Annotated in this window: 22 protein-coding genes and 1 pseudogene; 9 read left to right on the forward strand and 14 right to left on the reverse strand. The window is 61.6% G+C overall.

All coding sequences use genetic code 11. The annotated features are described in order from the left end of the window. The first annotated feature begins 32 nt into the window (after positions 1-32). The 6 genes and pseudogenes from CCGE531_RS00545 (at position 33) to CCGE531_RS00575 (ending at position 5,656) form a co-directional block, all read left to right on the forward strand. Positions 33-680 carry a TetR/AcrR family transcriptional regulator gene (locus CCGE531_RS00545; protein ID WP_120662442.1) on the forward strand — a complete coding sequence of 216 codons (648 nt, stop codon included), beginning with the start codon at positions 33-35 and terminating at the stop codon, positions 678-680. Positions 681-762: 82 nt separating this feature from the next. Further along, the gene (locus CCGE531_RS00550) at positions 763-1,206 is read left to right on the forward strand and encodes a MarR family transcriptional regulator (RefSeq protein ID WP_120662443.1); all 444 of its coding nucleotides are present in this window, start codon (positions 763-765) and stop codon (positions 1,204-1,206) included. Positions 1,207-1,242: 36 nt separating this feature from the next. Next, positions 1,243-1,989, forward strand: a complete 747-nt coding sequence (locus CCGE531_RS00555; RefSeq protein ID WP_120662444.1) for an NAD(P)-binding domain-containing protein — start codon at positions 1,243-1,245, stop codon at positions 1,987-1,989. Between the two features lie 628 nt (positions 1,990-2,617). Next, positions 2,618-3,436, forward strand: coding sequence for an oxidoreductase (locus tag CCGE531_RS00565; RefSeq protein WP_120662445.1), 819 nt, complete (start codon positions 2,618-2,620; stop codon positions 3,434-3,436). 855 nt (positions 3,437-4,291) lie between these two features. Further along, positions 4,292-5,189, forward strand: a pseudogene (locus CCGE531_RS35160) (sterol desaturase family protein). An 80-nt stretch (positions 5,190-5,269) separates the two neighbouring features. Beyond that, a complete protein-coding gene (locus CCGE531_RS00575; protein WP_120662446.1) occupies positions 5,270-5,656 on the forward strand; it encodes a hypothetical protein in 387 nt (128 codons plus the stop codon). Positions 5,657-6,254: 598 nt separating this feature from the next. Here CCGE531_RS00575 and CCGE531_RS00580 read toward each other — a convergent pair. The 4 genes from CCGE531_RS00580 to CCGE531_RS00595 form a co-directional block, all read right to left on the reverse strand. After that, a complete protein-coding gene (locus CCGE531_RS00580; protein ID WP_120662447.1) occupies positions 6,255-6,887 on the reverse strand; it encodes an outer membrane beta-barrel protein in 633 nt (210 codons plus the stop codon). Positions 6,888-7,245: 358 nt separating this feature from the next. Continuing rightward, positions 7,246-8,466 (reverse strand): MFS transporter, encoded by a 1,221-nt coding sequence (locus CCGE531_RS00585; protein WP_162943831.1) that lies wholly within the window; start codon positions 8,464-8,466, stop codon positions 7,246-7,248. Positions 8,467-8,589: 123 nt separating this feature from the next. Further along, positions 8,590-9,969, reverse strand: coding sequence for a HAMP domain-containing sensor histidine kinase (locus CCGE531_RS00590; RefSeq protein WP_120662449.1), 1,380 nt, complete (start codon positions 9,967-9,969; stop codon positions 8,590-8,592). After that, positions 9,966-10,640, reverse strand: a complete 675-nt coding sequence (locus tag CCGE531_RS00595; RefSeq protein ID WP_120662450.1) for a response regulator transcription factor — start codon at positions 10,638-10,640, stop codon at positions 9,966-9,968. The genes CCGE531_RS00590 and CCGE531_RS00595 overlap by 4 nt, the downstream gene beginning before the upstream one ends. 147 nt (positions 10,641-10,787) lie before the next feature. On the opposite strand from CCGE531_RS00595, the gene CCGE531_RS00600 reads away from it, so the two are divergent. Further along, a complete protein-coding gene (locus CCGE531_RS00600) occupies positions 10,788-11,423 on the forward strand; it encodes a methyltransferase domain-containing protein (RefSeq protein ID WP_120662451.1) in 636 nt (211 codons plus the stop codon). A gap of 131 nt (positions 11,424-11,554) precedes the next feature. Here CCGE531_RS00600 and CCGE531_RS00610 read toward each other — a convergent pair whose 3' ends face one another. The 6 genes from CCGE531_RS00610 to CCGE531_RS00635 all read right to left on the reverse strand — a co-directional run bounded on the left by CCGE531_RS00610 (position 11,555) and on the right by CCGE531_RS00635 (position 17,707). Beyond that, positions 11,555-12,619, reverse strand: a complete 1,065-nt coding sequence (locus tag CCGE531_RS00610; protein WP_120662453.1) for an ABC transporter ATP-binding protein — start codon at positions 12,617-12,619, stop codon at positions 11,555-11,557. Continuing rightward, positions 12,616-13,545: a PfkB family carbohydrate kinase gene (locus CCGE531_RS00615; protein ID WP_120662454.1), complete on the reverse strand. Its 930-nt coding sequence runs from the start codon at positions 13,543-13,545 to the stop codon at positions 12,616-12,618. The genes CCGE531_RS00610 and CCGE531_RS00615 overlap by 4 nt, the downstream gene beginning before the upstream one ends. Further along, positions 13,546-14,568 (reverse strand): SIS domain-containing protein, encoded by a 1,023-nt coding sequence (locus tag CCGE531_RS00620; RefSeq protein WP_120662455.1) that lies wholly within the window; start codon positions 14,566-14,568, stop codon positions 13,546-13,548. Beyond that, the gene (locus CCGE531_RS00625; protein ID WP_120662456.1) at positions 14,565-15,410 is read right to left on the reverse strand and encodes a carbohydrate ABC transporter permease; all 846 of its coding nucleotides are present in this window, start codon (positions 15,408-15,410) and stop codon (positions 14,565-14,567) included. The genes CCGE531_RS00620 and CCGE531_RS00625 overlap by 4 nt, the downstream gene beginning before the upstream one ends. Next, positions 15,410-16,294 (reverse strand): sugar ABC transporter permease, encoded by an 885-nt coding sequence (locus CCGE531_RS00630; protein WP_120662457.1) that lies wholly within the window; start codon positions 16,292-16,294, stop codon positions 15,410-15,412. The genes CCGE531_RS00625 and CCGE531_RS00630 overlap by 1 nt, the downstream gene beginning before the upstream one ends. A 174-nt stretch (positions 16,295-16,468) precedes the next feature. Then, a complete protein-coding gene (locus tag CCGE531_RS00635; RefSeq protein ID WP_120666334.1) occupies positions 16,469-17,707 on the reverse strand; it encodes an extracellular solute-binding protein in 1,239 nt (412 codons plus the stop codon). 232 nt (positions 17,708-17,939) lie between these two features. Here CCGE531_RS00635 and CCGE531_RS00640 point away from each other — a divergent pair, with 232 nt between their 5' ends. After that, positions 17,940-19,142 (forward strand): ROK family transcriptional regulator, encoded by a 1,203-nt coding sequence (locus CCGE531_RS00640; RefSeq protein ID WP_120662458.1) that lies wholly within the window; start codon positions 17,940-17,942, stop codon positions 19,140-19,142. 169 nt (positions 19,143-19,311) lie between these two features. On the opposite strand, the gene CCGE531_RS00645 is transcribed toward CCGE531_RS00640, so the two are convergent. Both CCGE531_RS00645 and CCGE531_RS00650 read right to left on the reverse strand, forming a co-directional pair. Beyond that, positions 19,312-19,749 (reverse strand): VOC family protein, encoded by a 438-nt coding sequence (locus CCGE531_RS00645; RefSeq protein ID WP_120662459.1) that lies wholly within the window; start codon positions 19,747-19,749, stop codon positions 19,312-19,314. Between the two features lie 180 nt (positions 19,750-19,929). Beyond that, entirely contained in the window at positions 19,930-20,265 is a 336-nt protein-coding gene (locus CCGE531_RS00650; protein ID WP_120662460.1) for a DUF6665 family protein, read from the reverse strand. Positions 20,266-20,518: 253 nt separating this feature from the next. On the opposite strand from CCGE531_RS00650, the gene CCGE531_RS00655 reads away from it, so the two are divergent. Then, positions 20,519-21,052, forward strand: coding sequence for a methylated-DNA--[protein]-cysteine S-methyltransferase (locus CCGE531_RS00655; protein WP_120666336.1), 534 nt, complete (start codon positions 20,519-20,521; stop codon positions 21,050-21,052). Positions 21,053-21,147: 95 nt separating this feature from the next. Here CCGE531_RS00655 and CCGE531_RS00660 read toward each other — a convergent pair whose 3' ends face one another. Beyond that, positions 21,148-23,151 carry an aldo/keto reductase gene (locus tag CCGE531_RS00660; protein ID WP_120662461.1) on the reverse strand — a complete coding sequence of 668 codons (2,004 nt, stop codon included), beginning with the start codon at positions 23,149-23,151 and terminating at the stop codon, positions 21,148-21,150. 49 nt (positions 23,152-23,200) lie between these two features. Beyond that, entirely contained in the window at positions 23,201-24,289 is a 1,089-nt protein-coding gene (gene ugpC, locus CCGE531_RS00665) for a sn-glycerol-3-phosphate ABC transporter ATP-binding protein UgpC (RefSeq protein WP_120662462.1), read from the reverse strand. Positions 24,290-24,304 lie beyond the last annotated feature (15 nt).

Below are 24,304 nucleotides of genomic sequence, written 5' to 3' on the forward strand. Positions count from 1 at the left end.
CCAGATTCATTTCGCCGACTTGGGAGACGATGATGAATCTGGCGGACTCGACAGAAATTGATCTCGACCAGTCGCGGACGCGGATTCTCGAGGTGGCGGAAAAATATTTTCGGCGCATTGGCTATCATAAGACGTCAGTGGCCGACATCGCCGCGGAACTCGGCATGAGCCGCGCGAATGTCTATCGCTTCTTTCCCTGCAGGACGGCGATCAACAATTCGGTTTGCGGACTTATCGTCAAAGAGGTTGCCGAAGTTGCTCATGCGATCGCACGGATGGACGCGCCAGCAGGCAAAAGGCTTGTTGAACTCTTATACGCCATTCACCGGCACAGCATGAGGACATTGGTGGAGGAGAGACCCATCCACGCGCTGCTCGTCGCTGCCATGAATGAAAGTTGGACAATCATCGACGCCCATAACGAGCAGATCCTGGCAATCCTCGAAGCACTTATCCGCGAGGGTCTGCAAGCAGGCGAGTTCAAGGTCGAAGACGCCGAGGAAGCTGCACGAGGAACGATCACAGCGTTCTTGCCGTTCTTCCATCCGGTCCTGGTTGAGCAGCGTGTTCAGGAGGGAGAGGACACCGCTGTGGCCGCACGCGCCCAAATCCGCTTTATCATGCGCGCCCTTGGCAAATCCGAGTCATGCGTCGTTGAGGTTCACGCCAGGGAGAAATGAGTAAATTTCGTCCCGATCACCTTGTGTTGACAGATTACGGCATTATCTAGCGCACTAGATAAATGTACACTAGATGAAATCCATGTCTAACAACGAGACCGCATCCCGCCGCGCGGTGGGCACCGAACTTTCGTTCGCGCTGTATGGGGCCGCCAATCGAATGGCTCGCCTTCACAAGCCATTCTTGCAGCCGCTTGGCCTGACGTTTCCACAATATCTGGTGATGCTTGAGCTCTATGGCGGTACGCCGCGCGCGGTTGGAGAATTGGGTGCAAAGCTCGATATGGACACGGGAACGATCACGCCGCTTCTCAAGCGCTTGGAATCCGCCGGGATGGTGACGCGGACGCGGGATCGAGACGATGAGCGCCGGGTCCTCATCAATCTAACGAAAGCGGGTGAATCCCTTCGCGACGAGCTTTGGGCCGTAACGGACAAGATCAAAACCGCCTGCCAGCTTACGGACGACGGGCTAGTCGACTTGCGTGACACTCTGCATGCATTCGCTCGCCCCGTCCACGATTGAGACGAATATTCTCTCATTTCAAAGGAAGGACATCCCATGAAGATCGGAATCATCGGCGCCGGAAATGTCGGTGCGACCCTGGCAAGAAGGCTTGCCGCCGGCGGCCATGAGATCAAGCTCGCCAATTCAAAGGGACCGGACACAATCCGTGAGCTTGCACGTGATGTAGGGGCTGCCGCTGTTTCGAAGGAAGAAGCGGTTCAAGATGTGGAGGTGGTCGTTCTTTCGATCCCGTTCGGAAACTATCCTGAACTCGGCAAACTTTTCAGTGATGTGGGTACCGACGTCATCGTGATTGACACCTCGAATTATTATCCATTTCGCGACGGCGCGATCGCCAAGGTCGATGCCGGCATGCCTGAGAGCGTTTGGGTGAGCGAGCAAATCGGGCGAGCCGTTGTCAAGGCATGGAACGCTGCATTGGCGGCGACGCTGGCGGATAAGGGGCTGCCCGAAGGGACGGATGGACGCATCGCAATTCCGGTTGCAGGCGACGATCCGAAAGCAAAGGCAATCGCCGTAAAGCTGATAGAGGCCACTGGTTTCGATGCGGTGGATTCGGGAGGATTGGCGGAGTCCTGGCGTCAGCAGCCTGGCACACCCGCCTATTGCACGGAACTCGCGACAACCGAGCTGACGGCGGCGCTGCGATCCGCGGATCGATCCAGCGCAGCCAATAATCGCGATACACTGATCGAGCAGTTCATGACCGCGGGCGCAAGCCTGACCCACGACGAAACGGTCGCGCTAAATCGAGCGGGCACTGTCGTCACCAAATCGTAGGCCCTCCGAGGTTCATGCCGATGGGGCTATGTTCCAGGTCCTATCGGCATGCTCCGGGGGTGACACCAGTCGCACTTCAACACAGAATTTAGCCGGGCTCTTTCGCCATCCGCATGGACACAGCTACCTCGTTTCCTCTTGCGCCACGTTCGGTACCGCCACGTGGAAGCTCATGTTTCAAATCGAAGATCAGGCAGGTCGAAGTGCCGTGGGCGTGGAGCTTGCCTTGCGGGGTCTCTATCCTGTCTTCCAAAGTGATAACTGTCCGACCTCGAGAGCACCTTTCCGGTGATCCTCAATTCGCCGCAGTCGACAGAAATTGTACGTAGTCGGCCTCGAATACAATCCGACATGGTGACGCTAAGCGCGTTGGCATGCTGCGGTGGTCACCAATCGACTGAGCAGCGCCCTCCACACTCATCTCCAACCATTACAGCCGGACCCGACACGCTCAAAAACAGCTGGCGCTTCATTTTATATGTTGATCGACATCCAAAATAAAGTTAGATTGCGATCGAAATCTAATTGAATGTTGTGCGAAGCGAAATGCGGAATCCACCTGACAAACAAATAATCTGATCCCGCTGAAGCTTCCTAACACTCGTTCGCACAAACCTCAGGAGCATGCATGTCCAATCAGAAAGTCGTCGTTATCACCGGCGCATCATCCGGAATAGGCGAGGCCGCGGCGCGCCTTCTCGCACAAAACGGCTTCCAGGTCTTTGGGGGCGCACGCAATCCGCGTGCAAGTTCAATTCCTGGCGTCCGCTTTGGGATTGTCGATGTGACAGATGACACATCGGTTTCGAACTTCGTCGAATGGGTTTTGTCCGAAGCAGGTAAAATCGATATTCTGATCAATAATGCGGGCGTTTCGCTGGTCGGCCCTGTCGAGAATACGTCGACGTCCGAAGCTCAAACGGTGTTCGATACCAACGTGTTCGGCCCTTTGCGCATGATCCGTGCTGCGCTACCCTCGATGCGCGCCGCCCGCAGCGGGCTCATCATCAATATCAGCTCGGTACTGGGCTTCCTGCCTGCACCATTCATGGGACTATATGCCAGCAGCAAGCATGCGCTTGAAGGGCTGTCGGAGTCCCTGGATCATGAGGTTCGTGAGTTCAACGTGCGTGTAGTCCTGCTCCAACCTACCTTCACGAACACGAAGCTTGATGTAAACGCGGCGCACACCGCAGCGCCTTTGGGTGTCTATGAAACGCAGGCCCATGCGACCGTCGAAGCAGTCGTGGACCAGATCAAGTCCGCGCCGTCGGCGCAGGCAGTCGCGGAGAGAATCCTCGCTGCAATCAATGGTCCGTACCGCATGCGGCAGCCCGCCGGCGGCAACGCGGCGCTTCTAAGCCGGCTGCGCAGGTTCATGCCCGCTAACGCAGTCGACAGCAGTCTGCGCAAGACATTCGGGTTTGGGAAGCGCCGACCATCCTAGTTCGACGCCGCTGCCCGTCGAGGACAACGAGGCGGAGGAGGACTCGCCCCCGCAGTCTACCTTTCGCCTCGGCCGCCCGTCTCTCTAGGATGGGCGGCAGCTTCAGTATGTTCCCTAAATCGCATTCCGCCTCAAGCGCGTCCATTGGGGTGGGGCCAATGCAAGTCTCGGTGCAATCAAGCTCCCCGCAACCAAATACACCAAAGCCCGCCATCGCGCCGGCGTTCGTGTACTTGCTAACGGGTCGAGCATTTAACGCCTGCTCACAGGCCCGCAAGCAGGCAGAGCCGACGCCGCGGCACAAAAACCACAAACCCTGCACACAAAACCAAAATCACCCTCCCAAAAGAAATCCAAAGCCAGACAGGCCCACAAGCCTAAACACTTCAGCACAAGCCTGCGCGAGGGCGATATCTCCAAAACCTAGCCAAACATCGTCGCAAGACGCGCAGTTTGCCCGAATTTCGCAATGCTCACGCAATTCAGCCTGCCGAGATTGCCGCCGTCTTATTAATCGAAGGCGGATGTTATGCGATTATCGTTTGTGTTGGCTTATATCGTCCTGACCGGCGGGCACGGCCCTTCGGGGGCACATCCCAGTCCACTGCGGCAAGAGCCGGCCGTGCTCTCAATCCAATACAGATACGATCCCTGCACGGATGGCCGCGTAAGCGACGGCCGGCCGCGAAGTTGCGCCGAGATCAGGCGCGCGCTTCGGCATGAGCGATGGCGCCGCCGGCCGGACGACGAATATAGCCGGCGAGAGGAGCGCCGCGTAAATCCGTGCACGGATGGGCGCTTCAACGACGGGCGAGCCCGAACCTGCCGTGAATTGCTGGACCGGTTGGACGCGCGATGAAGAGGATACTGTCCTTCCTGTCATGGCCCCTGGTATTTTTCTCCGGCCTGTTGTGCACTTATTTCGCCTTTTCGAGCGAGAGGCCGATGTTGGCCTTTGCGCTCGTCTATGCCGGCGAGGTCCTGCTGCTTTTCCTGCTCGAACGGTACGTCCCCTATGAGCGGCGCTGGCTGTTTCCCGACGGAGAAACGGCAAACGATATCGCCCACACGGTTCTTACCAAGGGGCTGGTGCAGATCCTGGCGCTGCTGGGCGCCATCTTTCCGATGTTCGCGGCCACTGTCCTGCTGCCGCTCGCCGGTGCCCGGTTTGACATCTGGCCGACGGCGCGCCCCATGTTGCTGCAGGTTGCCATGGCTGTCCTCATTGCGGAATTCGGCCTGTACTGGTCGCATCGGATCGCCCATGAGCGGCTTTTCTTCTGGCGATTTCATGCTCTGCATCACAGCGTGACCCGCCTTTGGGTCATCAATACCGGCCGCTTTCATATTGTGGACTCGCTGTTCAAGGTCGCGCTCAGCCAGGTTCCTCTTTTTCTTCTGGGCGCCCCCCCTGCAGATATTCTGGTGGCTCGGCGCCGTCACGGCGTTCATGGGCATTCTCACCCATTGCAACGTCGACATGAGGACCGGCTTTTTCGATTACATCTTCAGCACGCCGCGCCTGCATCGATGGCATCATTCCAAGGAGATTCGCGAAGGCAACACGAATTACGGCGAGAACGTCGTATTCTTCGATCTTCTGTTTGGCAGCTATTTCAACCCGGACCGCCCGTCCTCGATCGATATCGGCATTCGAGGCCAGATCGCGAAGAGTTTCCTGGGTCAGCTGGCGCAGCCTTTCAGAAAGGACGGCACCCGCCAGATTCTCGGCCGCTCGACAAAAAGCGGCTGAGGCCGCAATGCGCAATGCTGCCGTAATCCCCGCGACGTACCCCCGCCTGCAATCTCCCTCCAGTCGCAAAGGACTTCCTGATGTCTGTCACTCGCATGAAGCGGCTGCCGGCCGGTATTGCCGCGCTCGCGGTTTTGCTGGTCCTGCCGGCCTGCGCCTCGCAAATCATGAAGAGCTATATCGGCGCGCCGATCAGCAGCGTCATGCTCGATTACGGCCCGCCTGATAACGTTTATGGTTTGCGCCAGGGTGAGCGCGCCTATCAATGGCGCAAGCAGAAGACGCAGGTGGTAGCAGGCCAATCCAGCGGCGAAGTCAAGGAAACGCGCCGCGGCAGGCGTTACGAAGTCACCGAAACGCCCGGCTATGTCGAGCAGACGGAATGCTTCTATACGTTCTATACCCGAAGCTCCGGATCCGATTGGTATGTGACGAGCTTCCGCCAGCCCTCGCTCGAGTGCGAATAGATCCCTCCAGCCGCCAGATTCCTGGATCTGAAGGGCAGTTTCGTGATCTTCGCCACCCTGATTTCGCGTTGTCCGCCAGAGGGTATTGTGTCGGGGAGTGAAGTGGCCCAAGCTGTCTCGGCACCTGCCGAGGCGGCCCGCAAGCCTATCGATTTGCTGCTTTTCCAAGGGCGCTGATAGGGGACTTGCAGATCGCCGATTTTCGGACTTACGGGCTTTGATTATCCGGCGAAGCCCGATGATATGCCGTCATCTGCCGTCGGCATCAGCTACGATGCCAGGACTACGCTGACGATGGTTCCGATTGCGCGGATGAAGCGGCGGACCTCGGAATCTTGACCGCGACGGCCGCTTACGCGTTTTGCGGGCGCGCTCCGTTGCTTGTCGATGTTACCACGACGCCTCAATCTCCAGCACTGCAAGCGCCGGGATGATCGTAATTTCCGCGAAACGGCTCGTCGTACCCAAAATCATGCTTTCATTTCATGATTGAGAGCGGCGAAGGGACTGATCCGGGGTTTGATCAATCATCCTTCGCCGCTCCCCGCCGGCATGCCCTGGCTTGAAAAGACATGCCGGCGTCTGCAAATTTCGCCGCTCAGAAGCGATAGTTCAGGCCGGCTTTGATGACATGGTCATGGACATCGGTCTTCGACTTGCCGGCCGATGTCGTCGTGGATACGTCGTTAGTCATGACGTAGTTGTATTCGATCTTGGCTGACAGTCCGCCACCGAAGCCCTGTTCGATGCCGCCGCCGAAGAGATATCCCTGTTTCCAGCCGCCGGGGGCGGAAACACCCCTGCCGCCCTCGAATTTGGTCATCGTCAGGCCTGCCGTCCCGTAGACGAGCGTGCGATCGAAGGTCAGACCCGCCTTCGCCTTGACGGCGCCGCGAAAGCGTTCTTCCACCTTGCCGTTCGGCACGCGTATCTCGTTGTTTCCGAGGTAGGAGCCCTCCAGCTCGGCGCCGAGGATGCCCGGGCCGACCTGGAAATTGTAGCCGGCTTGCACGCCCCCGGTCAGACCCTTGCCGCTGGCAAAAGGGTTCAGTTTCGGCGAGGCGATGCCGCCATGCGCACCGAAATAGGCGCCGCTCCATTGGAATGCCGACGGGCGGTCATAGGCGGAGGCATCCGGAGCCTGGTAGGTCGTGAGATCGGCGGCGGAGGCATTGGTCGCGGCCGCCATAGCCAAAGCGGCGAAGAGGGTCGTTCTTGCGCTGAGAGACATTGATAACTCCATACGAAACCCATGCGCCATCCCTTGGCGCTCGCAAGGTCTCTGTTTGCGTTGGAGAACCGGAAACGGTTCCTGCTTCTCTCCGGTGCCGCCCGTCTTGGGAACGGATTGGCCTTGGGAGATGCAGGTCATTTTGCGGGTGAGAATTGCGGATACATTGCATTGCCTTGAAAATATCGAGAAATTATCAAGTATTTTTAGAGAGTTGAGTAGATTTCTTTAATTATATTCTAAGATTGAAAGGGGTGGCCGCCAAGTTCGGTCGTCGATCGAAATGGTGTTGTGCAGGACATGACGATCGACATCGGCGCATCATCTCGCAATCGGGCGCCGGCCTCATCTTCAATATTTATCCCGCCGATTTTGACGGGTCGTTCTGGATGCATTCCAGCCAGGCCGCGGCGACGGCTGCCGCCAGCGACAGCAGGAAGACCAGGAGGATGCAGGTCGTGCGGAATGAGGTCAGGCCGATCGCGGCGCCCGTCAGCATGTATTCCAGCGGCAGAAACAGCAAAACGACCGAGTAGGAAAGACCCATCATGTAGGGCCGGCAGTCGCGCGGCGCCTTCATTTGCAGGATCGCGATGAAGGCGGGCGAGAGCCAGCCATTGGCCAGTCCGGCCACGAGACCGGCAAGCATCATCGTCAGCGGCGAAATCTCCATCCACAGAATGCCCATCGAGAGCGCCAGACCGAGAAGAGCCCTGCAAATGACGGAGGCGGGCGTCGGCATGGCATGACGCGATGCCAGATGCAGGTTCATCATGATCGTGCCGGTCGCCGACGCCGCGATGAAGAGACCGAGCCATGCCACCGATTCACCTTGCAGCCGCAAGGCGGCCGGTACGACGAAGATCTGCAGCGTCATGAAGAAGCCGAGCGCCGCGCTTCCCCAAAGCGCGAATGGCAGCGACACGGCCGAAGCGCGGAGCCGTTTCCCGGCATTGGCGATCTCGCCGAGTCTTGGCGCCGGACGCAGACGAAACCTTGGCAGGCTGAAGGACAGGAGCATCATCGCGATGAAATTGCCGATGACGATCCACCACGCCGCATCCTTCGGGCCGATGACGGCAATGACGAAAGCGCTTGCCGCGGACGCCGTCAGCAGCATGAGGCCATCGATCGTATCGTCGACGGAACTGGCGGCGGCCGAAGACAGCCTCGAAAGGCGGGCAATTTCCGGAGCCTTCGCTTCGGTGGCGACGGTCGCCGGCCCATCGAGGATCGAGCCTGTAAAGCTCAGAATGAGGAAGGTGCCCGGATGCAGGAAATCCGCCATGTAGAGGACCGCGATCAGCAGCGAAGTCAGCATTCCGATCTTGGCGGAGATGAGCGCGGTATAGCGGATTCCGAGCATTTCCGCGACATAGCCGCCAAAGACCATTCCGATCAACAGGACGAGGCCGTTCACGAAGGCCACCAGCGCCATGCACACCACGCTGCGGGTGAGGTCATACATGATCCAGGGGTACAGGATGGTCGCGAAGGCATGGCTGGCGTTCAGGGCGACATTGCTCAATTGCAGCCCGACGAAAGGCCATCGCATGCTGCGTTGAAGTTGGTGAAACACGGTTTTTTCCCGACGACGGTTGGCATCGCCAGATTCGGCGCTCTGCCTTGCAGCAACATTACGGGAAGCGAGAATTCCCGCGGGCTGCCGGAGAACCGTCCAAGAGAGTTGGGGAGAAGGCCGCTAGACCGCTTTCGCGGCCAAATCCGGCAAGGCCCCTGAAGAAAGGTCCATGGTCAGGCGCGCGCCTCCCGCGCGGCTGGCGCCGGCCGTGACGCGGCCCCCATGCAAATCGACGATCTGCCGGACGAGATGGAGGCCGAGACCCGTTCCGCGCGGGCGTGGCCGCAGCCGGTAGAAGGGCTCGAAGATCCGCTCGCGCTCGCCGGGCGGTATGCCCGGCCCCTCGTCGCTCACCTCCACGAGCCCGGAGGATATGTGAATGCTGATCGTTCCCCGGCCGCCGCCATGGTCTATGGCATTCTGGATAAGGCTCGTCATGGCGCGCTCCAGCGCGGCTTCGTCGCCCTGGAGGGCAATGTCTGGACCTGCGTGGATCAGATCGAGTTCGTAGCCGGCAGGGAAGGCGAGCGGCGCCATGTCGCTCACCACACGCCGACCAAGCGCCAGCAGCGAGACAGGGCGGAACTCGACATTGTCCCGCCGCAGCCGCTCGATATCGAGCAGCTGCTCGGTCAGCGTGGTCAGCCGCGCAACGTCGGCCACCAGCTGCACGCGTTCGGGCATATGCGGCAGGGCGGCGACGCGCGTGCCCAGGATGGCGATCGGGGTTCTGAGTTCATGGGCGGCATCCGCCAGGAAGCGCTGATGCCGTTCATAGCCGTCATCAAGCCGGCGAAGGGCCTCGTTGACGGCACGAATGAGTGAAGCGATTTCGGGCGGCGTGCCGATGGTTTCCAGCCGAACGCCTCGTCGGCCGATATCGATCAGGGCTGCCTGTTTTTCCGCCTTCGCGATGCCCGCCACCGCCCCGCGCACCACCAGCGGGGTTGCGAGCAGGATGCCGAGCGCGATGACGATGATGATCGGCAACCCGATCTTGACCAAGACCAGCAGTAGCCCGAGCGCGACGATGGAAGGCGGGGCGCTGCTTTCGGTGCCGGTCATGACCAGCATCTCGCCCACGGGCGTGTAGACCGTCCTCATGCGCGCTTCCGGCCGGTCCATCGCGGCGCCATCGACCGTCGAGCCGAAGCGGGCCTGGCCGATGCCGGACAGCGTTTCGCTGATGCGGGCGAAGATCGCGGGCACCGGACCTTCGGAAATCTGCAATCCCTTGATATCGCGTATGATGAACCACAGGCCTGGCTCGGCCGCTCTAAGCGATGTCAGCTCCGGCGTATCGCGCAGCTGCAATTGACCGGCCGCGTCGCGCCGGATGGCATGCTGCAGCGCCTCGATGGTTCGATCCGTCGAGCGGAAGGCGAAGAGATCGCCCTTGACGAACATGATGCCGAGGACAAGAAGCAGCATCAGGCTCTGGAGGATCAGCAGCCGGCGGATCAATTGCCATTTGAGCGAGCGCCCCGTCGCTTCTTTCATGTCTGCTCCATCAGCATGTAGCCGACGCCGCGCACGCCGTGGATGGTGACGCCGGCATCCGCCTCGGCGAGCTTGCGGCGCAGGCGCGATATGTGGCTATCGAGCGTGTTGGACTGAACCTCGTCGCTCAATCCGAAGACCGATTCCATCAGGATTTCGCGCGGCACCATCCGGCCCGCGCGGCGCATCAGCGCCTCCAGCACCAGCAGCTCGCGCCTCGGCAGATCGAAGCGCATGCCCTCCACCCTCGCTTCGCGGTGATCGAGATCGAGCGTCATCCGGCCGAGCCGGACGGTCATCGGGCTGAGACGATCGGGCCGCCTCATCACCGCGCGCAGCCGCGCCAGAAGCTCCTCGAAGGCGAAAGGCTTTGCCAGGTAATCATCCGCGCCGCCATCCAGGCCGGCGACACGCTCGGCAAGTCGCCCGCGCGCCGTCAGCACGATCACCGGTATATTCGATTTGTGCTGGCGTATCCGCGGAATGAGGGACAGGCCGTCGCCATCGGGAAGTCCGCGATCGAGGATGATCGCATCGTAGGAGCCCACCACGATCATTTCCATGGCCATCGCCATGCCCTCGGCATGATCGGCGATCATGTCATGCCGCCGCAAAGCCGATTGCAGGGCCAGGGCCATTTCGGGCTCGTCCTCCACCACCAGGAGCCGCATTGCTCGCTTGTCCCTTCGTTAGCCGTTGCCGAATATTTCGTGCGCGCGCCACATTGCGACAACATGACGTTTTCTAGCAATGCTGACGTCAAGCCGTCCGGCCAAACCCCTTCGGGAAACAAGCAACCGAAAGGATAGACCGACATCATGAAAGACAGCCTGTTTTTTCTGCGCCAGTGGGCAACCGCGCCGCTTCGCACCGCAGCCGTCGCACCTTCAGGCCGCGCGCTGGCGAAGATCATGACCCGGGACATTACGCCGGCGACCGGGGCGGTGATCGAGCTCGGTCCCGGCACCGGTGTATTTACCCGCGCCCTGTGCGGCCGCGGCGTTGCGGAGTGCGATATCACGCTTGTCGAGCTTAATCCGGACTTTGCAACCTTGCTCAAGCGCCGGTTTCCGCAGGCGCGCATATTGCAGATGAGCGCCGCCGATATTCCCGAGGCGCCGGGTCTGCGCGAGGGCGGTGCCGGAGCCGTGCTCAGCGGACTTGGCCTATTGTCGATGCCGACGCGCCAGGTGGTGAAAATCATGCAAGGCGCGTTTCGCTGCCTTGCTCTGAAAGGTGGCTTCTACCAATTTACCTACGGTTCTCGCTGTCCCGTGTCGGACGATGTCCTGAATTTCCTCGGCTTGCAGGCGGAGAGAATAGGCGGCACTTTCTTCAACCTGCCGCCGGCCTCCGTCTACCGGATCACGCGCGCGCCGATCTGGCCGAACGAGATACTGGATCGCGGGGCGGCGGGCGCATCGCGGCGCCCGCTCGATGTCGTCGGTGACTGATCCGGCGATGCCGGCCATGCGCGAGAAGCCTGGAAAGGTTCAGCTTTTCACGGAATCTCGGAACCGCTCCATCTGTTTGTTTCCTGGCAATTCCGGACGGAAAACCGCTGCGCACTTTTCCGGGAATTGCTCTATTCGCAGCGCCGTGCGGTGGCGCGGTCGAAGAGATGCAGCGCGCTGGCGTCAAAGCCGAGCTTGAACGCCTGTCCTTCCGCGATCGCGGTGCGTGGCGGCAGGCAGGCCATCAGCCGCTGCGAACCCGCTTTTGCGGTCACGATCAGTTCCGGGCCGGTCAGTTCCGCCACTTCGCAGACCGCCTCAAGCAGGCCTTGCTCATCGAGACGCAGCATTTCCGGCCGGATGCCGACCACCAGCTCCTGTCCCTGGCTGATCTCCGCTTTCGTCGATGGTATGGGCAGCGTGATCGATGTACCGTCGATGCGGAGCGAACCCTGGTCGGCGGTGGCGTTCAGCAGGTTCATCGGCGGCGCGCCGACGAAGGTCGCGACATAGAGGGTTGCCGGATGGTTGTAGATCTCGTCCGGCGTGCCGAGCTGCTCGATCCTGCCGTCGCGCATGACGGCGATGCGGGTTGCGAGCGTCATCGCCTCGATCTGGTCATGGGTCACATAGACGACGGTGGTCTTCAGCATCTGGTGAAGGCGTTTCAACTCCGTGCGCATCTCCATGCGCAGCTTGGCGTCGAGGTTGGACAGCGGCTCGTCGAAGAGAAAGACTTCCGGCTTGCGCACCAGCGCCCGGCCGATCGCCACGCGCTGGCGCTGACCGCCGGAAAGCTGGCTCGGCTTGCGCTCCAAAAGCGGCTCGATCTGCAGCAGTTTCGCCGCTTCGCGCACCGCCTTGTCGCGCTCGGCGGCAGGTACCTTGCGCATTTCCAGGCCGAAGCCGATGTTGCGATGGACCGAGAGGTTCGGATAGAGCGCGTAGGATTGGAACACCATGGCGATGTCGCGGTCCTTCGGGTGCACGCCGAGCACGGAGCGATCGCCGATGCGGATATCGCCGCTGGTTGCCTCGGCAAGCCCGGCGATGATGTTCAAAAGCGTGGACTTGCCGCAGCCCGATGAGCCGAGCAGTACCAGGAATTCGCCGCTTTCGAGCGAGATATCGATGCCCTTCAGCGTCTCGACTTCGCCGTAGCTCTTGCGGATGTTCTGGATTTCGAGCGCGCTCATCGAACGGCCTCCTCGGATGCTTTTGCCGGGCCGTAGCTGCGCGGCAGAGTGGAAATGGCGCGGGAAGCGACCGCGGTCCCTGCCGAAAGGCAGGCCGCGAGCGGCTCGCCGCGGGCAAGAGCGGCCAGGAAGCCGGCATTGAAGACGTCGCCGGCGCCGATCGTGTCGACGACGGTCACACGCGGCGCGCCTGCTGAAATGACGCTACCGTTGGCGTCGATGGCGATCGCGCCTTCGGGACCGCGCTTGACGACGAAGATGGCACCATTAGGCATGTGCGAGCGAAGAGCAGCCGCAGCCTCGGCCGGATCGTCCATGCCCGCAAGCGTCGTCGTTTCGACTTCGTTCATCAGCGCAACGCCGCAGCGGGAAAGCCAATGCCGCGTCGCATCGCAATTCCTCTCCGTCCAGCCATCGAGCGGCCAGCCGGTGTCGAGCGCAACCGTGATCCGGTATCTGCCCGCCCAGTCGAACAGCGCATCGTAGTCTTGCGTTAGGTCGTCGGTGAGGAAGGCGCCGCACAGCAGCGCATAGCCGCCGGAGAGCTTTGTTTCGTCGAGAACCGCGAGCACGTCGGCAAGATTGAAGCGGGGTAGGTGACCGCGCGTCGTGAAGAAGGTGCGCTCGCCATCGGGATGCGTGATGCCGACCGAGAGCGTCGTACCCTCCGGTCTGACGGGCCATTTGCTGCTGCGGGCGCCGAACGCTTCGCTCAGCCAGCGTCCGAACTGGTCGTTGCCGACATTGGCGGCAATCTCATAATCGACGCCGAGGCCCTCCCAGGCGAGCGCGCTGTTGCCCGCCTGGCCGCCGACGCGCAACTCGTCGTGATCGACGATGATCTCGGTGCCGGCCTTCGGCCATGGCGCCGCCGGCCCGAGGATCAGGTCGATATTGACGTTGCCGATGACTGCAAGCGGCTTCATTCATTCGCTCCGGGTGATCTTGGTGGAGCGTACCGGCGTGCCGGCGTTTTCCACCCGCTCGTCGGCAAAGGCGATCATCAGCGATTGCGCGACGGGCAGCATCTGGAAGATGGCGGCAAGGCCAGTTTCCGGCTTGAAGCGCAGCGTGACGCAGCCCTGCACCGGCTCTTCCTCGGAGCCATCGAAGATGATGACGGGCGCACCCGTTTCGACGGCGGAGACGGCCATGGCCGTCACGAGGTTCGCCGTCGCATCATTGCCGCGGAAGAGCACCACGCCGATCGAGGACCCGAGCATTTCCATCGGACCATGGCGGAGCTGGCCGCCTTCGAGCGAGAAGCAGGGACGGCGGGACAGTTCGGTGAGGCCGAGCGCCAGCGCTTCGGCAACGCCCTGCAGGCGGCGGCCTGATGTGACGACTGTCGCGACATTGGCAAGGGCTGCGAGAGCCGGCTTAATATCGAGCGTCTCCGGGGCACGAAGCACGGCCAAGGCGCGCGCCGGATCTTGGCCCAGAGCGGTGAAGATCGCCAGGTGCAGCGCGAAGGTGACCGTGAGGCTGCGGGTTGCCGCGAAGGCCAGCTCAGTGCCGCCGGCGCCGACGAGAGACGGAGCGGTCCGGGCAAGGAAGGAGCTGCCTTCCAGCGTCAGGCCGAAGGTATCGGCAGTGCCGCCCGTCTCGTTGAACCAGCGCAGCACCTCGGCGCTTTCGCCGGATTGCGAGGTCATGAAAATCGTGCGCCCATCCAGCGACAGCGGCTGGCCGAGCTGTTCGGAGAGCGGCAGGGCGATTGCATCGATACCGGCGGCGCGATAAAGCGGCTCGACGGCGCGGTTGACGGCATGCGAGCCGCCCATGCCGAGCAACAGCAGCTTGCCGGTGCGCGTGAGCGAGGCGGCGGCCTTGGCGGCCATATCGGCGGCGGCTTCGAAGGAGGCAAGCGCATCGGCATGCTGGCGGGCCATCTCGCGATCGATGGCGGCAAGGCCGTCGGGGCGTGTTTTCTCTTTGGTCATGGTCATCCCTTGACGCCGCCATTGGTCAGGCCCGAGATCAGGGCGCGTTGCATGACAAGGCCGATCAGCACCGGAGGCAGGGCGGCCAGCACGCCGGCAGTCGCGATCAGTCCGTAATCCGAAACACGGCCGCCGGCGAGATCCGCGATGGCGACGGTGAGGGTCTTGGCGCGCTGGTCGGAAGTGAAGAGCAGCGCATAGAAGAATTCATCCCAGGCAAGCAGGAAGGCAAAGAGCGCCGAGGTCGCCATCACGGGCATGGCCAGCGGCAGCGTGATGATCTTCAGCGTCTGGAACAGCCCGGCGCCATCGATCATCGCCGCAGCCTCGATCTCCTTCGGAATGGAATCGAAGCCGGATTTCATCAGCCAGGTCGTGAACGGCGCCAGGATCGTCAGATAGACGAGCGCCAGGCCGAAGACGTTGTTGAGCAGGCCGAGATAGGCAAGTCCCATATAGAGCGGCACGGCGAGCGCCACCGGCGGCAGCATGTAGGTGGCGATCACCATGGAAAGCGACCATCCCACCGACGGCGTGCGCGACACGGCCCAGCCGGCGGGGATGGCGAGCGCGATCGCGGCGGTCGTCGCCATGCCGGCAACCTCGATGCTGTTGCGCAGCGACGAGGTGAAGGCGGCTCCCTCGCTGTTTTCCAGCGTCGACAGTAACGCCCTATAGCGCGAGAAATCAGCTGTCTGCGGCCACCAGCGCAGCGGCTTGGCGGCAAGATCGGCAGCCGGCGAAATGCTCATGATGAAAAGCCAGGCGATCGGCGCCAGGATGACGACGGCGAGCAGGATGGCAGAGATATAGATGAAGCAGGTGAAGAGCGGGCTCTTGCGTTCCATCAGGTGGCACTCCCCGCGGTTTTGCGGACAAGGGCGGCGTAGGCAGCGGCAAGCACCGTGACCAAGAGCGTGACGATGAGGGCGAGTGACGCGCCGGACCCAGCTCGCTGGAAGGAGAAGGCCTCTTGATAGACGAGGATCGACAGCGTGCGCGTGCTGTTTGCCGGGCCGCCGCGCGTCATTACCCAGATGATGTCGAAGACCTTGAAGGCCTCGATGGTGCGCAAAACCAGCGCCACCATCAGCGGTCCCACCAGATAGGGAAGGATCACGAAGCGGAAACGCTTGAAGGGCCCTGCGCCATCGACCAGCGATGCGGCGGTGATATCGCGCGGCACGGCCTGCAGCGCGGCAAGCGCAATGAGCGCCACCAGCGGGAAATTCTTCCAGCAGTCGGCAACGATGAGCGCCGTCAGCGCCGTGCCAGGTTCGCCGAGCCAGGAACGGTAGGCGTCAAGCAGGCCAAGCTGGGTGAGCGCTGCGTTGAGCGCGCCGTATTCGGGATTGTAGATCAGGCGCCAGAGCGTCGCGTTGACGACGGTCGGCAGCGCCCAGGGCAGGATCATCAGCGCGCGCAGCACGCCTCGGCCCTTGAAGTCCTGGTTCAGCAGCAGGGCGGCGAGCACGCCGAGCACCATTTCGGCGGCGACGGAGACGATCGCAAACCAGGCCGTGGTGATCAAAGTGCGCTGGAAATTGGAGTTCGCCAGCATCTTGGCGTAGTTGTCGATGCCGACGAAATTGCCGCCGGTGCCGACAAGCTTCGCATCGGTGAAAGAAAGGCCGACCGTATCGACGAGCGGCCAGCCGATGACGGCGACCATCACCACGAGTAGCGGCAACATCAAAAACCAGGCGCGAGTTGTCATAGAGGTGCCGGACATGGCAGGCCCCTTCTTTCATTCATCATGGAGGATAGGAGACGGGCGGAGACTGGCACCGCCCGTCTACAGCGCCGCGCGTCATATATGACGCGCAAAGGTCGCTGTAACGCTTTAAATTCGCTGCATAATTTTATCCTTAAATCGAGCCGATTTAAGGAATTATGCAGTAGATTATCAAAGACCGCTGTTTTGGGCAGCCGACTTCAGCGCGTCTTCAGGTGAAGACTGGCCGAGCAGCGATTCCTGAATCGCTTGCTGAAGTGCGGTCGACAGTTCCTGATACTTCGGCGTCGTCGGACGCGGGTACATGGCGGCAAGCCCGACCTTTGCGGCCGCGATCAGCTCTTCCTGGCCCTTGGTGACGGCCGGATCGCTATAGGACGATGCCCAGATCGGCAGGCTGAGCTTGGCATACTGGTTCTGCGTCGCCTGCGAGGTCATGAAGCTGATGTACTTCCAGGCTTCGTCCGGATGCTTGCTGGCGGAGGTGATGCCGAGGCCCATCGAGCCGTTGACGGCCGAAGCGTCGCTCTTGCCGGCAACGCCCGGCGCCGGCACTACGCCGACCTTGCCCGCGACCTTGCTGTCCTTCGGGTCGTTCGCCATGTTGTACATGTAGGTCCAGTTCAGCGCGAAGGCGGCATCGCCGTTTTCGAAGACCTTGCGGACGTCCTCTTCGAGGAATTCCTTGGAATTCGGATTGGTGAGGCCGGACTTGTAGCTGGTGACCATGTATTTCAGGGCATCGAGGCCGCCGCCGGTCTGGAAGTCCGGCTTGCCGTCCTTGATGAAATCGCCTTTGTAGGCGCTGACGAGCGTGGCGTAGTCGCAGATCGCGGCCTCGGCCTGCGACCAGCTCCAGGCGATCGGCGTTGCCAGAAGGCCCTTGTCCTTGATGGTCTTCGCCTGTTCGTTCAGTTCGTCCCAGGTCTTCGGCGGCGTCTTGATGCCGGCCTTTTCCAGGATTTCCTTGTTGTAGAACAGGTACTTGGTATCAAGGATCCAAGGCATGCCATAGTACTTGCCGTCATACTGGACCGTCGTCCAGGCGCCCGGCAGGACGTTCTTCTTCGTGTCGTCAGACATGCGCGAGGATACATCGACCAGAACCTTGTTGGTCGCGTATTCGGCCGGCCAGATCACGTCGAACAGCACGACGTCGTAGCCGCCGCCCGAACCCTGCGCCAGCACGGTCTTGTCGTGCAGGCCCTCGTAGGGAACGAATTCGAGGTTGACCTTGACGTCCGGATTGGCCTTGGTGAAGGCATCCGTCATGGCGCGCACATCGGCCTCGCTATAGGCGGCCTGCGCCATGAAGAGGGCATTGATCGTCGTTTCGGCAAGGGCATGCGAGGCGAAGGATACGCCGATCAGTGCTGCGCCGAGCAATGTCTTGTTCAATGATTTCAACATTCCATCCTCCATTTTTTTGACAGTCACGCGATTTTTCCAATGGCGGCTGAAGCGTCGCCATCGGTTGTCGAGCAGGCAATTGGCCGGGCCGGCTGCCGAACATCGATCGGAGCGTCTTCGGAGCCCGTTGGCTCGCTTAGGTTCCCTGATGAAACTCTGTGGTTTCTTTTAAGTCAATTGTCTTGACTAATTTGTTCTTCAATATTCTATTGGTGTCAAGAGGCAAATGCGGATGAACGAGAATCGCCCGATCAGGGCCACGAGCGGAACGAACCACGAAGGCACCAGCGCCCATAATCGGCGGGTGATCATCGATGCCCTGCGGCTGAACGGCGCTCTTTCCCGCGCCGATCTCGCCCGCGCCACCCGCCTGACGAAGCAGACGGTCTCCAACATCATGGAGGAGCTGGAAAATGACGGACTGGTGACCTCGCGGGAAACGGTGCGTCGCGGCCGGGGGCAGCCCTCGACGCCCTATGGTCTCGTGCCGGAAGGTGCCTTCGCCATTGGCCTGCAGATCGACCGTCACGTCACCCGCGCCATCGCCGTCGACCTCGTCGGCAACGTCCTCATTCGCAGGGAAGCGAACCTGCCGGCCGGTGGGCCGGCAATGGGCACGCCCGTCGTCCTGCGGCTGGTGGAGGAAGTGCGCGGCGAACTCAAGCAGCGCGTGGCGCAGGCGGAGAAGCGGCTCGTCGGCCTCGGCGTAGCGATGCCAGGCCCATTCGGTATCGAGCAGGATGAGGCCGACAATCCCTGGATGATGGGCGCGTGGCAGCGCTTTCCGCTGCTGGAAACGCTGTCGGCCGGAACCGGTCTCAACGTCACCCTGCAGAACGACGCCGCCGCCTGCGCAACCGCCGAGCGCATGGTCGGCGCCGCGCATGGGCTCGATCATGCCGTTTGCCTCTATGTCGGCTACGGTATCGGCGCGGGGCTCATTCTCGGCGGCGAGCTCTATAGCGGCGCCCATGGCAATGCCGGCGAAATCGGCATGGCGCTGTTGGCGGCGGGCGGGCGGCTGACCCAGCTGGAGCATCGCGCATCGCTGGCTTCTCTCTACGGTCATCTTGGCGTCGATCCGATGGCGCCGGATATCTATTCGCTGATAAACGCGCGCGCTGCCGCCGATGATCCCGATGTTCTCGCCTGGATCGAAAGGGCGGCGGTCGACCTGCGCTGGAGCGTGCAGCTCATCGAAACCATCTTCGATCCGCAGACCGTGATTCTGTGCGGCGGCGCGCCCCCGGCGCTGGCAAAGCGGCTGATCGCCGCCATGCAGCCGCTCTTGCCCTCCAATGCCGATCGTCCCGACCGGTTGCTGCCGCGCCTGCAGCTCGGCATGACCGACCCCTGGGCCGTGGCGCGCGGCGCGGCGGCCGAGCCGATCGGCCACGCCTTCGATCCGCGCTTCCAGGCGATCCTGAAATCCTGAAGTTTAGAGTGATTGCGGGAAAACCGCTGCGCACTTTTCCTGGAATTGCTCTAATCGCGCTTAGCGACAACGCGGCCGATCGCGGAGGGATGGACCTCGAACAGGTGGATCGGCCTCGGACGCGCTCGCCGACATTGGTCACTCCTAGCCATTTGTCTTCGCATTGTGCTTAGCTGAGTGCTTGGGCGAGGCCGATGAGCAGCCCTTCAGGCGCACGGATGTAGCAGAGCCGATACGCGTCTTTGTACTGGACGACTTCGCCTACGAGCTGCGCGCCGCGCGCGCGGAGCCTTTCAAGCGTCTCGTCGATGTCATCAACGGTGAACATGACGCGGAGGTAGCCTAGGGCGTTGACCGGGGCGTTCCGGTGATCTGCGACGACGGTCGGCGTGAGGAAGCGGGAGAACTCGAGCCGGCTGTGGCCGTCCGGTGTGCGCATCATGGCAATCTCGACACGCTGATCGCCCAGTCCAGTGACACGTCCGGCCCATTCTCCTTCGATCGTGGCCCGCCCTTCGAGTTCGAGGCCGAGTTCGCGAAAGAAATCAATCGTCCCTTCGAGGTCTTCGACGACGATTCCCACGTTGTCCATCCGCTTGAGCGCCATGTTTCCAATCTCCAAGGTTTCAATCTACAGGGTGTCGCCCAGTCCAACAACGGGCGCGCTTGAGGTCTCCTCAACACCGGCGGCCATCCGGGGCCTGGTTCGCCGCTATCCACATCAGAAGCTCGAATCATGAACCGCCTCAAGCCACCACCCTGTTTTTCAAACGGTGGCCAAGCACTTTTAGGGATGGCGCGGGCTGGCGCCGAGGCGCGCAAGCACCTTGTTCGGAATGCCGTAGCGCTGGATGATATCGCGGCTGTTGCGCAGGCCGCAGATCTCGCGGTGGATGAACATTCCCCAGACGGCTTCAGCGGCGGCATCCACCAGCCGCTCGTGTTCCACCCCCTGCTTGCCCTTGGCCTCGCCCTCCTGCAGCGCGGCAAGTGCTGCCTCCACCTTCATGCCGTGGTGGCCGAGCGAGCTCGCTCGTTCCGACATCATCTCATATTCGAGGATACCGAGGCCGGTCTCCTTCGTTTGCGATGGATTGAAATTGCGCGGCGGGCGAACTGTCATATCGGGCTCCGCATGCTGAATGATCGGTTCTATCTCGTTTTACACAATTCCAGCCCGTTTCCCAAGCGCGACCGTGCCGTTTGCGTCATCTTGGGGCTGCCAGCTTGAATCCGGAAATGCCGGGATTTCGCTGCCCGCTGTCTGTTTTCGGGTGGCTGGAGAGCCTCATTTGAGGTCCAATACGGACATCAGCGCTTTATTAGAGGCAATCTCGCCCTATGCCATGAGCGCAATTCAAGGAAAGGATATCGGCATGACCAAAGCTCCGAAAAATGCAGAAAAGCAGTATGTCTATCGGATCGTGAATTCGCCTGTCGGTGCATTGAAGCTCGTCGGCAGCGATGATGGGCTTGCCGCGATCCTCTGGGACAATGATCGGCCAGGCCGCGTGCCGCTGCTGATCGTGGCCGAGGACGACAGCCATCCAGTCCTGCTGGAGGCAGAGCGGCAGCTGCGCGAATATTTCGCCGGTAAACGGCAGGCCTTCGATTTGCCGCTGGACTTTGCCGGAACGGAGTTCCAGCAGAAGGTATGGCAGGCGCTGCTCGCCATCCCCTTCGGCGAGACGCGCAGCTACAGCCAGATCGCAACGGAGATCGGCTCGGCGAAGGCGATCCGTGCGGTCGGCGCTGCCAATGGCCGCAATCCCATCTCGATCATCGCGCCCTGCCACCGCGTCGTGGGCTCGGCCGGCGATCTCCGAGGGTTTGCCGGCGGTCTCGAGCGCAAGGCCTATCTGTTGCGGCTCGAAGGGGCGGATACGAAAGCATTCGATTTCGCCGCCTGACCTCTCGGCGATCATTCAGGTACACATGAAAAGGCCCATCCGGGGAACCGGATGGGCCTTTTGATTCAGTGCTGACTTTGGACGGAAGACCTATCTCAGCCTTCGAGCCACTTCACCTGCTCCGGCGTCAGCTTGATGTCGAGCGCCGAAAGGCTGTCCTCCAGCTCGGCGACCGTGCGCGGGCCGATCAGCGGAATGACCGGGAAGGGCTGCGCGACGACATAGGCGAGTGCGATGTGGATCGGATTGCGTCCGAGCTTCTGCGCCAGTTCGATCGCCCTGTCGCGGCGGCCGAAATTGCGGTCGGAATACCAGACGCGGACCAGTTCCTCGTCATCGCGCTTGTCGCGGCCGGCGCGGTCGGTGAAGAAGCCGCGGCCCTGGCTCGACCAGGCGAAGTTCGGGATCTGCTTGGCATTGAGCCATGCCTTCCACTCGTCGTCGGAGGCCGCGACGCACCCAGCCCAGATCGGATCGAGCATTTCCGCCAGCGAGAAGTTGTTGGAAAGGGCAGCCGGTGCCGCCTTGCTGTTCTTCTGAGCATAGGCGATGGCTTCGTCGAAGCGGGCGCGCGTCCAGTTCGAGCCGCCGAAGATGCCGCGAATGCGGCCGGCCTTCACCTCGGCATCCATGGCATCGACGAACTCACCGACCGGCACGTCGGTATTGTCGCGATGCATGAAGTAGACGTCGACATAGTCGGTCTTCAGGCGATTAAGGGATTGGTCGAGTTGCTTGCGGATCATGTCCGGGTAGCAGAGCGGCGAATGCGCGCCCTTGCCGATCAGCACGATTTCCTCACGCGGCACGTTGCGGCTGGTGTGCCAGTCGCCAAAGATGCTTTCCGTCTTGCCGCCGCCATAGACATAGGCTGTGTCGAAGGCGTTGCCGCCGGCCTCATAGAAGGCGTCGAGCGTCAGCGAGGCGGCTGCGAAATTCGGGAAGAATTCGAAGCCGAGCGTGGCGAGCGATGCCGGCTTGGAGATGCCGGGAATGCTGCGTTTCGGGATGCTGTTGCCTTTGGTGACGGTCGCGCCGGCGATGTTCTTCGTCCGGCGTGATGCCTTCTCCACCTCGTATTCGAGGCCGATTGACGCACGCCACTGGTCGAGAACGCGGAGATTGCCGATCGAATCCGCCCAGCTAATGCCAGGATAGGCGAACTCCTTGTTTCCGGCGCGAATGGCATCGCCAGCCGCATCGACTTCGAAGGAATAGAGCCAGCGCTCTTCCTTGACCTCGATCGTCTGGGTCTCGCCGCCCTTGATCAGCTCGATCTTGCCAACGCCGCCCTTGTGGCCGGATGCGAACCAGAAGTCTGCCACTTCGATGCGGCCTTCCGAGCCGATGATGCGCAGCGTGTTGTCCTGGTTCGCCATGATCGAGCAGGAAACTTCGGCGATGATGTCGTTCGGGAATTTCAGGATGGCGGACGCCCATTCATCGACGCCGGTCTGGCCGAGATGGCCGACGCCCGAAACCTTGTCGGGATCGAGGAACGGCTTGCCGTCGACTGCACCGGCGATCAGGCGCGCCATCGAGACCGGATAGCCACCGACATCGAGAATGCCGCCGCCGGCCGTTTCATTGGCAAACAGCCGGTGTTCCGGATTTACCTTGCCCATGTTGAAGCCAAACGAGGTGCGGATGATGCGCAGATCACCGATCGCACCGCTCTTGATGAGTTCGATCAGCTTCGCCGTCTGCGGATGGACGCGATACATGAAGGCTTCGCCGGCGAAGACACCGGCCTTCCTGGCTTCGTAATAGATGGCCCCGGCATCGAAGGCCGAGAGAGCGATCGGCTTTTCCACAAGCACATGCTTTCCGGCGCGGATTGCCTTGATCGCCCATTCGGCATGGCCGGTGTGCGGCGTGGCGATGTAGACGGCGTCGATGTCCTTGTCTGCCAGCAGCGTCTCATAACCGCTAACGATACGCGCACCCGGGAAACCGTCGCCGAGACCCGGCTTGTCCGGATTGCGGCTGGCGATCGCCACCAGCTTGCCGCTGCGGGAATGGGCGATACCATCGGCAAAAGTCTGTGCGATCCTGCCGGGGCCGATAATGCCCCAGCGGATTGAGGTCTCAGTGGTCATGGAACGATCCTTTCCTAAATCTGCATGCTGTCTTGGGAGGAGGGAGCGCCTATCGCAATCGGTTGCCGGCGCTGTCGAACAGGAATGTCTTGGCCGCCGCCAGCGCCACGGTGAGCTTGTCGCGGTTGGCCGTGCTGCGGGACTCCTCACGTTCGATGACGATCTGCTCGCCGCCTTCGACATTGGCGTAGACGTAGCTGGTGTTGCCGAGATGCTCCGCGACGTCGACATCGACGGTCATGTCCACCTCGCCGCGCCCGGCTTCGAGGAAATGTTCCGGGCGAACGCCGAGCGTCACCGGCTGGCCGACCTCCAGCTTTGCCGAGGTGACGGGCAGTGTCAGGCGGACGTTGCGCTGGCCCTTGAGCACGATGGCGATGCGGCCAGGTTGGTTGTCGATGACCTCGGCCTGCAGGAAATTCATCTTCGGCGAGCCGACGAAGCCGGCGACGAACTGGTTTGCCGGATCGTCGTAGAGATCGAGCGGCGCGCCAACCTGCTCGATGTTGCCGCCGCGCAGCACGACGATCTTGTCGGCCAGTGTCATGGCCTCGGTCTGGTCGTGCGTGACGTAGATCATCGTCGTGCCGAGCTTCTTGTGGAGACGCGAGATTTCGACGCGCATCTGCACGCGCAGCTCCGCGTCGAGGTTGGATAGCGGCTCGTCGAACAGGAAGATCTGCGGCTCGCGCACGATGGCGCGGCCGATGGCGACGCGCTGGCGCTGGCCGCCCGAGAGCTGCTTCGGCCTGCGTTGCATCAGCTCGCTGATCTGCAGGATATCGGCTGCCTGCTTGACGCGGCGGTCGGTATCGGCCTTCGGATTGCCATTCATGCGCAGGCCGAAATTGAGGTTCTGCTCGACCGTCAGATGCGGGTAGAGGGCATAGGACTGGAAGACCATGGCGATGCCGCGATCAGCCGGTTCCACGTCGTTGACCACGCGGCCGCCGATCTTGAGTTCGCCGCCGGTGATGTCTTCCAATCCGGCGATCATGCGCAGCAGCGTGGACTTGCCGCATCCGGACGGCCCGACGAAGACGACGAATTCGCCGTCCTTCACATCGAGATTGGCGCCGTGGATGATTTCCAGCGAACCGTAGCGTTTGACGATATTGGTAAGGGACAGTTCAGCCATACGGATCTCCCGGAA

Origin of the sequence: Rhizobium sp. CCGE531, from assembly GCF_003627795.1 — a bacterium.
Lineage (GTDB): Bacteria > Pseudomonadota > Alphaproteobacteria > Rhizobiales > Rhizobiaceae > Rhizobium.

Bases quoted from the DNA above. Each gene is read 5' to 3' on its own strand.
- CCGE531_RS00575 (WP_120662446.1), top strand. From the start codon at position 5,270: ATGTCTGTCACTCGCATGAAGCGGCTGCCGGCCGGTATTGCCGCGCTC.
- CCGE531_RS00550 (WP_120662443.1), top strand. From the start codon at position 763: ATGTCTAACAACGAGACCGCATCCCGCCGCGCGGTGGGCACCGAACTT.
- CCGE531_RS00645 (WP_120662459.1), bottom strand. From the start codon at position 19,749: ATGGCGCTCAAGCGGATGGACAACGTGGGAATCGTCGTCGAAGACCTC.
- CCGE531_RS00565 (WP_120662445.1), top strand. From the start codon at position 2,618: ATGTCCAATCAGAAAGTCGTCGTTATCACCGGCGCATCATCCGGAATA.
- CCGE531_RS00615 (WP_120662454.1), bottom strand. From the start codon at position 13,545: ATGAAGCCGCTTGCAGTCATCGGCAACGTCAATATCGACCTGATCCTC.
- CCGE531_RS00590 (WP_120662449.1), bottom strand. From the start codon at position 9,969: ATGAAAGAAGCGACGGGGCGCTCGCTCAAATGGCAATTGATCCGCCGG.
- ugpC (WP_120662462.1), bottom strand. From the start codon at position 24,289: ATGGCTGAACTGTCCCTTACCAATATCGTCAAACGCTACGGTTCGCTG.
- CCGE531_RS00635 (WP_120666334.1), bottom strand. From the start codon at position 17,707: ATGTTGAAATCATTGAACAAGACATTGCTCGGCGCAGCACTGATCGGC.
- CCGE531_RS00555 (WP_120662444.1), top strand. From the start codon at position 1,243: ATGAAGATCGGAATCATCGGCGCCGGAAATGTCGGTGCGACCCTGGCA.
- CCGE531_RS00580 (WP_120662447.1), bottom strand. From the start codon at position 6,887: ATGTCTCTCAGCGCAAGAACGACCCTCTTCGCCGCTTTGGCTATGGCG.
- CCGE531_RS00660 (WP_120662461.1), bottom strand. From the start codon at position 23,151: ATGACCACTGAGACCTCAATCCGCTGGGGCATTATCGGCCCCGGCAGG.
- CCGE531_RS00640 (WP_120662458.1), top strand. From the start codon at position 17,940: ATGAACGAGAATCGCCCGATCAGGGCCACGAGCGGAACGAACCACGAA.
- CCGE531_RS00620 (WP_120662455.1), bottom strand. From the start codon at position 14,568: ATGACCATGACCAAAGAGAAAACACGCCCCGACGGCCTTGCCGCCATC.
- CCGE531_RS00630 (WP_120662457.1), bottom strand. From the start codon at position 16,294: ATGTCCGGCACCTCTATGACAACTCGCGCCTGGTTTTTGATGTTGCCG.
- CCGE531_RS00650 (WP_120662460.1), bottom strand. From the start codon at position 20,265: ATGACAGTTCGCCCGCCGCGCAATTTCAATCCATCGCAAACGAAGGAG.
- CCGE531_RS00545 (WP_120662442.1), top strand. From the start codon at position 33: ATGAATCTGGCGGACTCGACAGAAATTGATCTCGACCAGTCGCGGACG.
- CCGE531_RS00595 (WP_120662450.1), bottom strand. From the start codon at position 10,640: ATGCGGCTCCTGGTGGTGGAGGACGAGCCCGAAATGGCCCTGGCCCTG.
- CCGE531_RS00625 (WP_120662456.1), bottom strand. From the start codon at position 15,410: ATGGAACGCAAGAGCCCGCTCTTCACCTGCTTCATCTATATCTCTGCC.
- CCGE531_RS00610 (WP_120662453.1), bottom strand. From the start codon at position 12,619: ATGAGCGCGCTCGAAATCCAGAACATCCGCAAGAGCTACGGCGAAGTC.
- CCGE531_RS00600 (WP_120662451.1), top strand. From the start codon at position 10,788: ATGAAAGACAGCCTGTTTTTTCTGCGCCAGTGGGCAACCGCGCCGCTT.
- CCGE531_RS00655 (WP_120666336.1), top strand. From the start codon at position 20,519: ATGACCAAAGCTCCGAAAAATGCAGAAAAGCAGTATGTCTATCGGATC.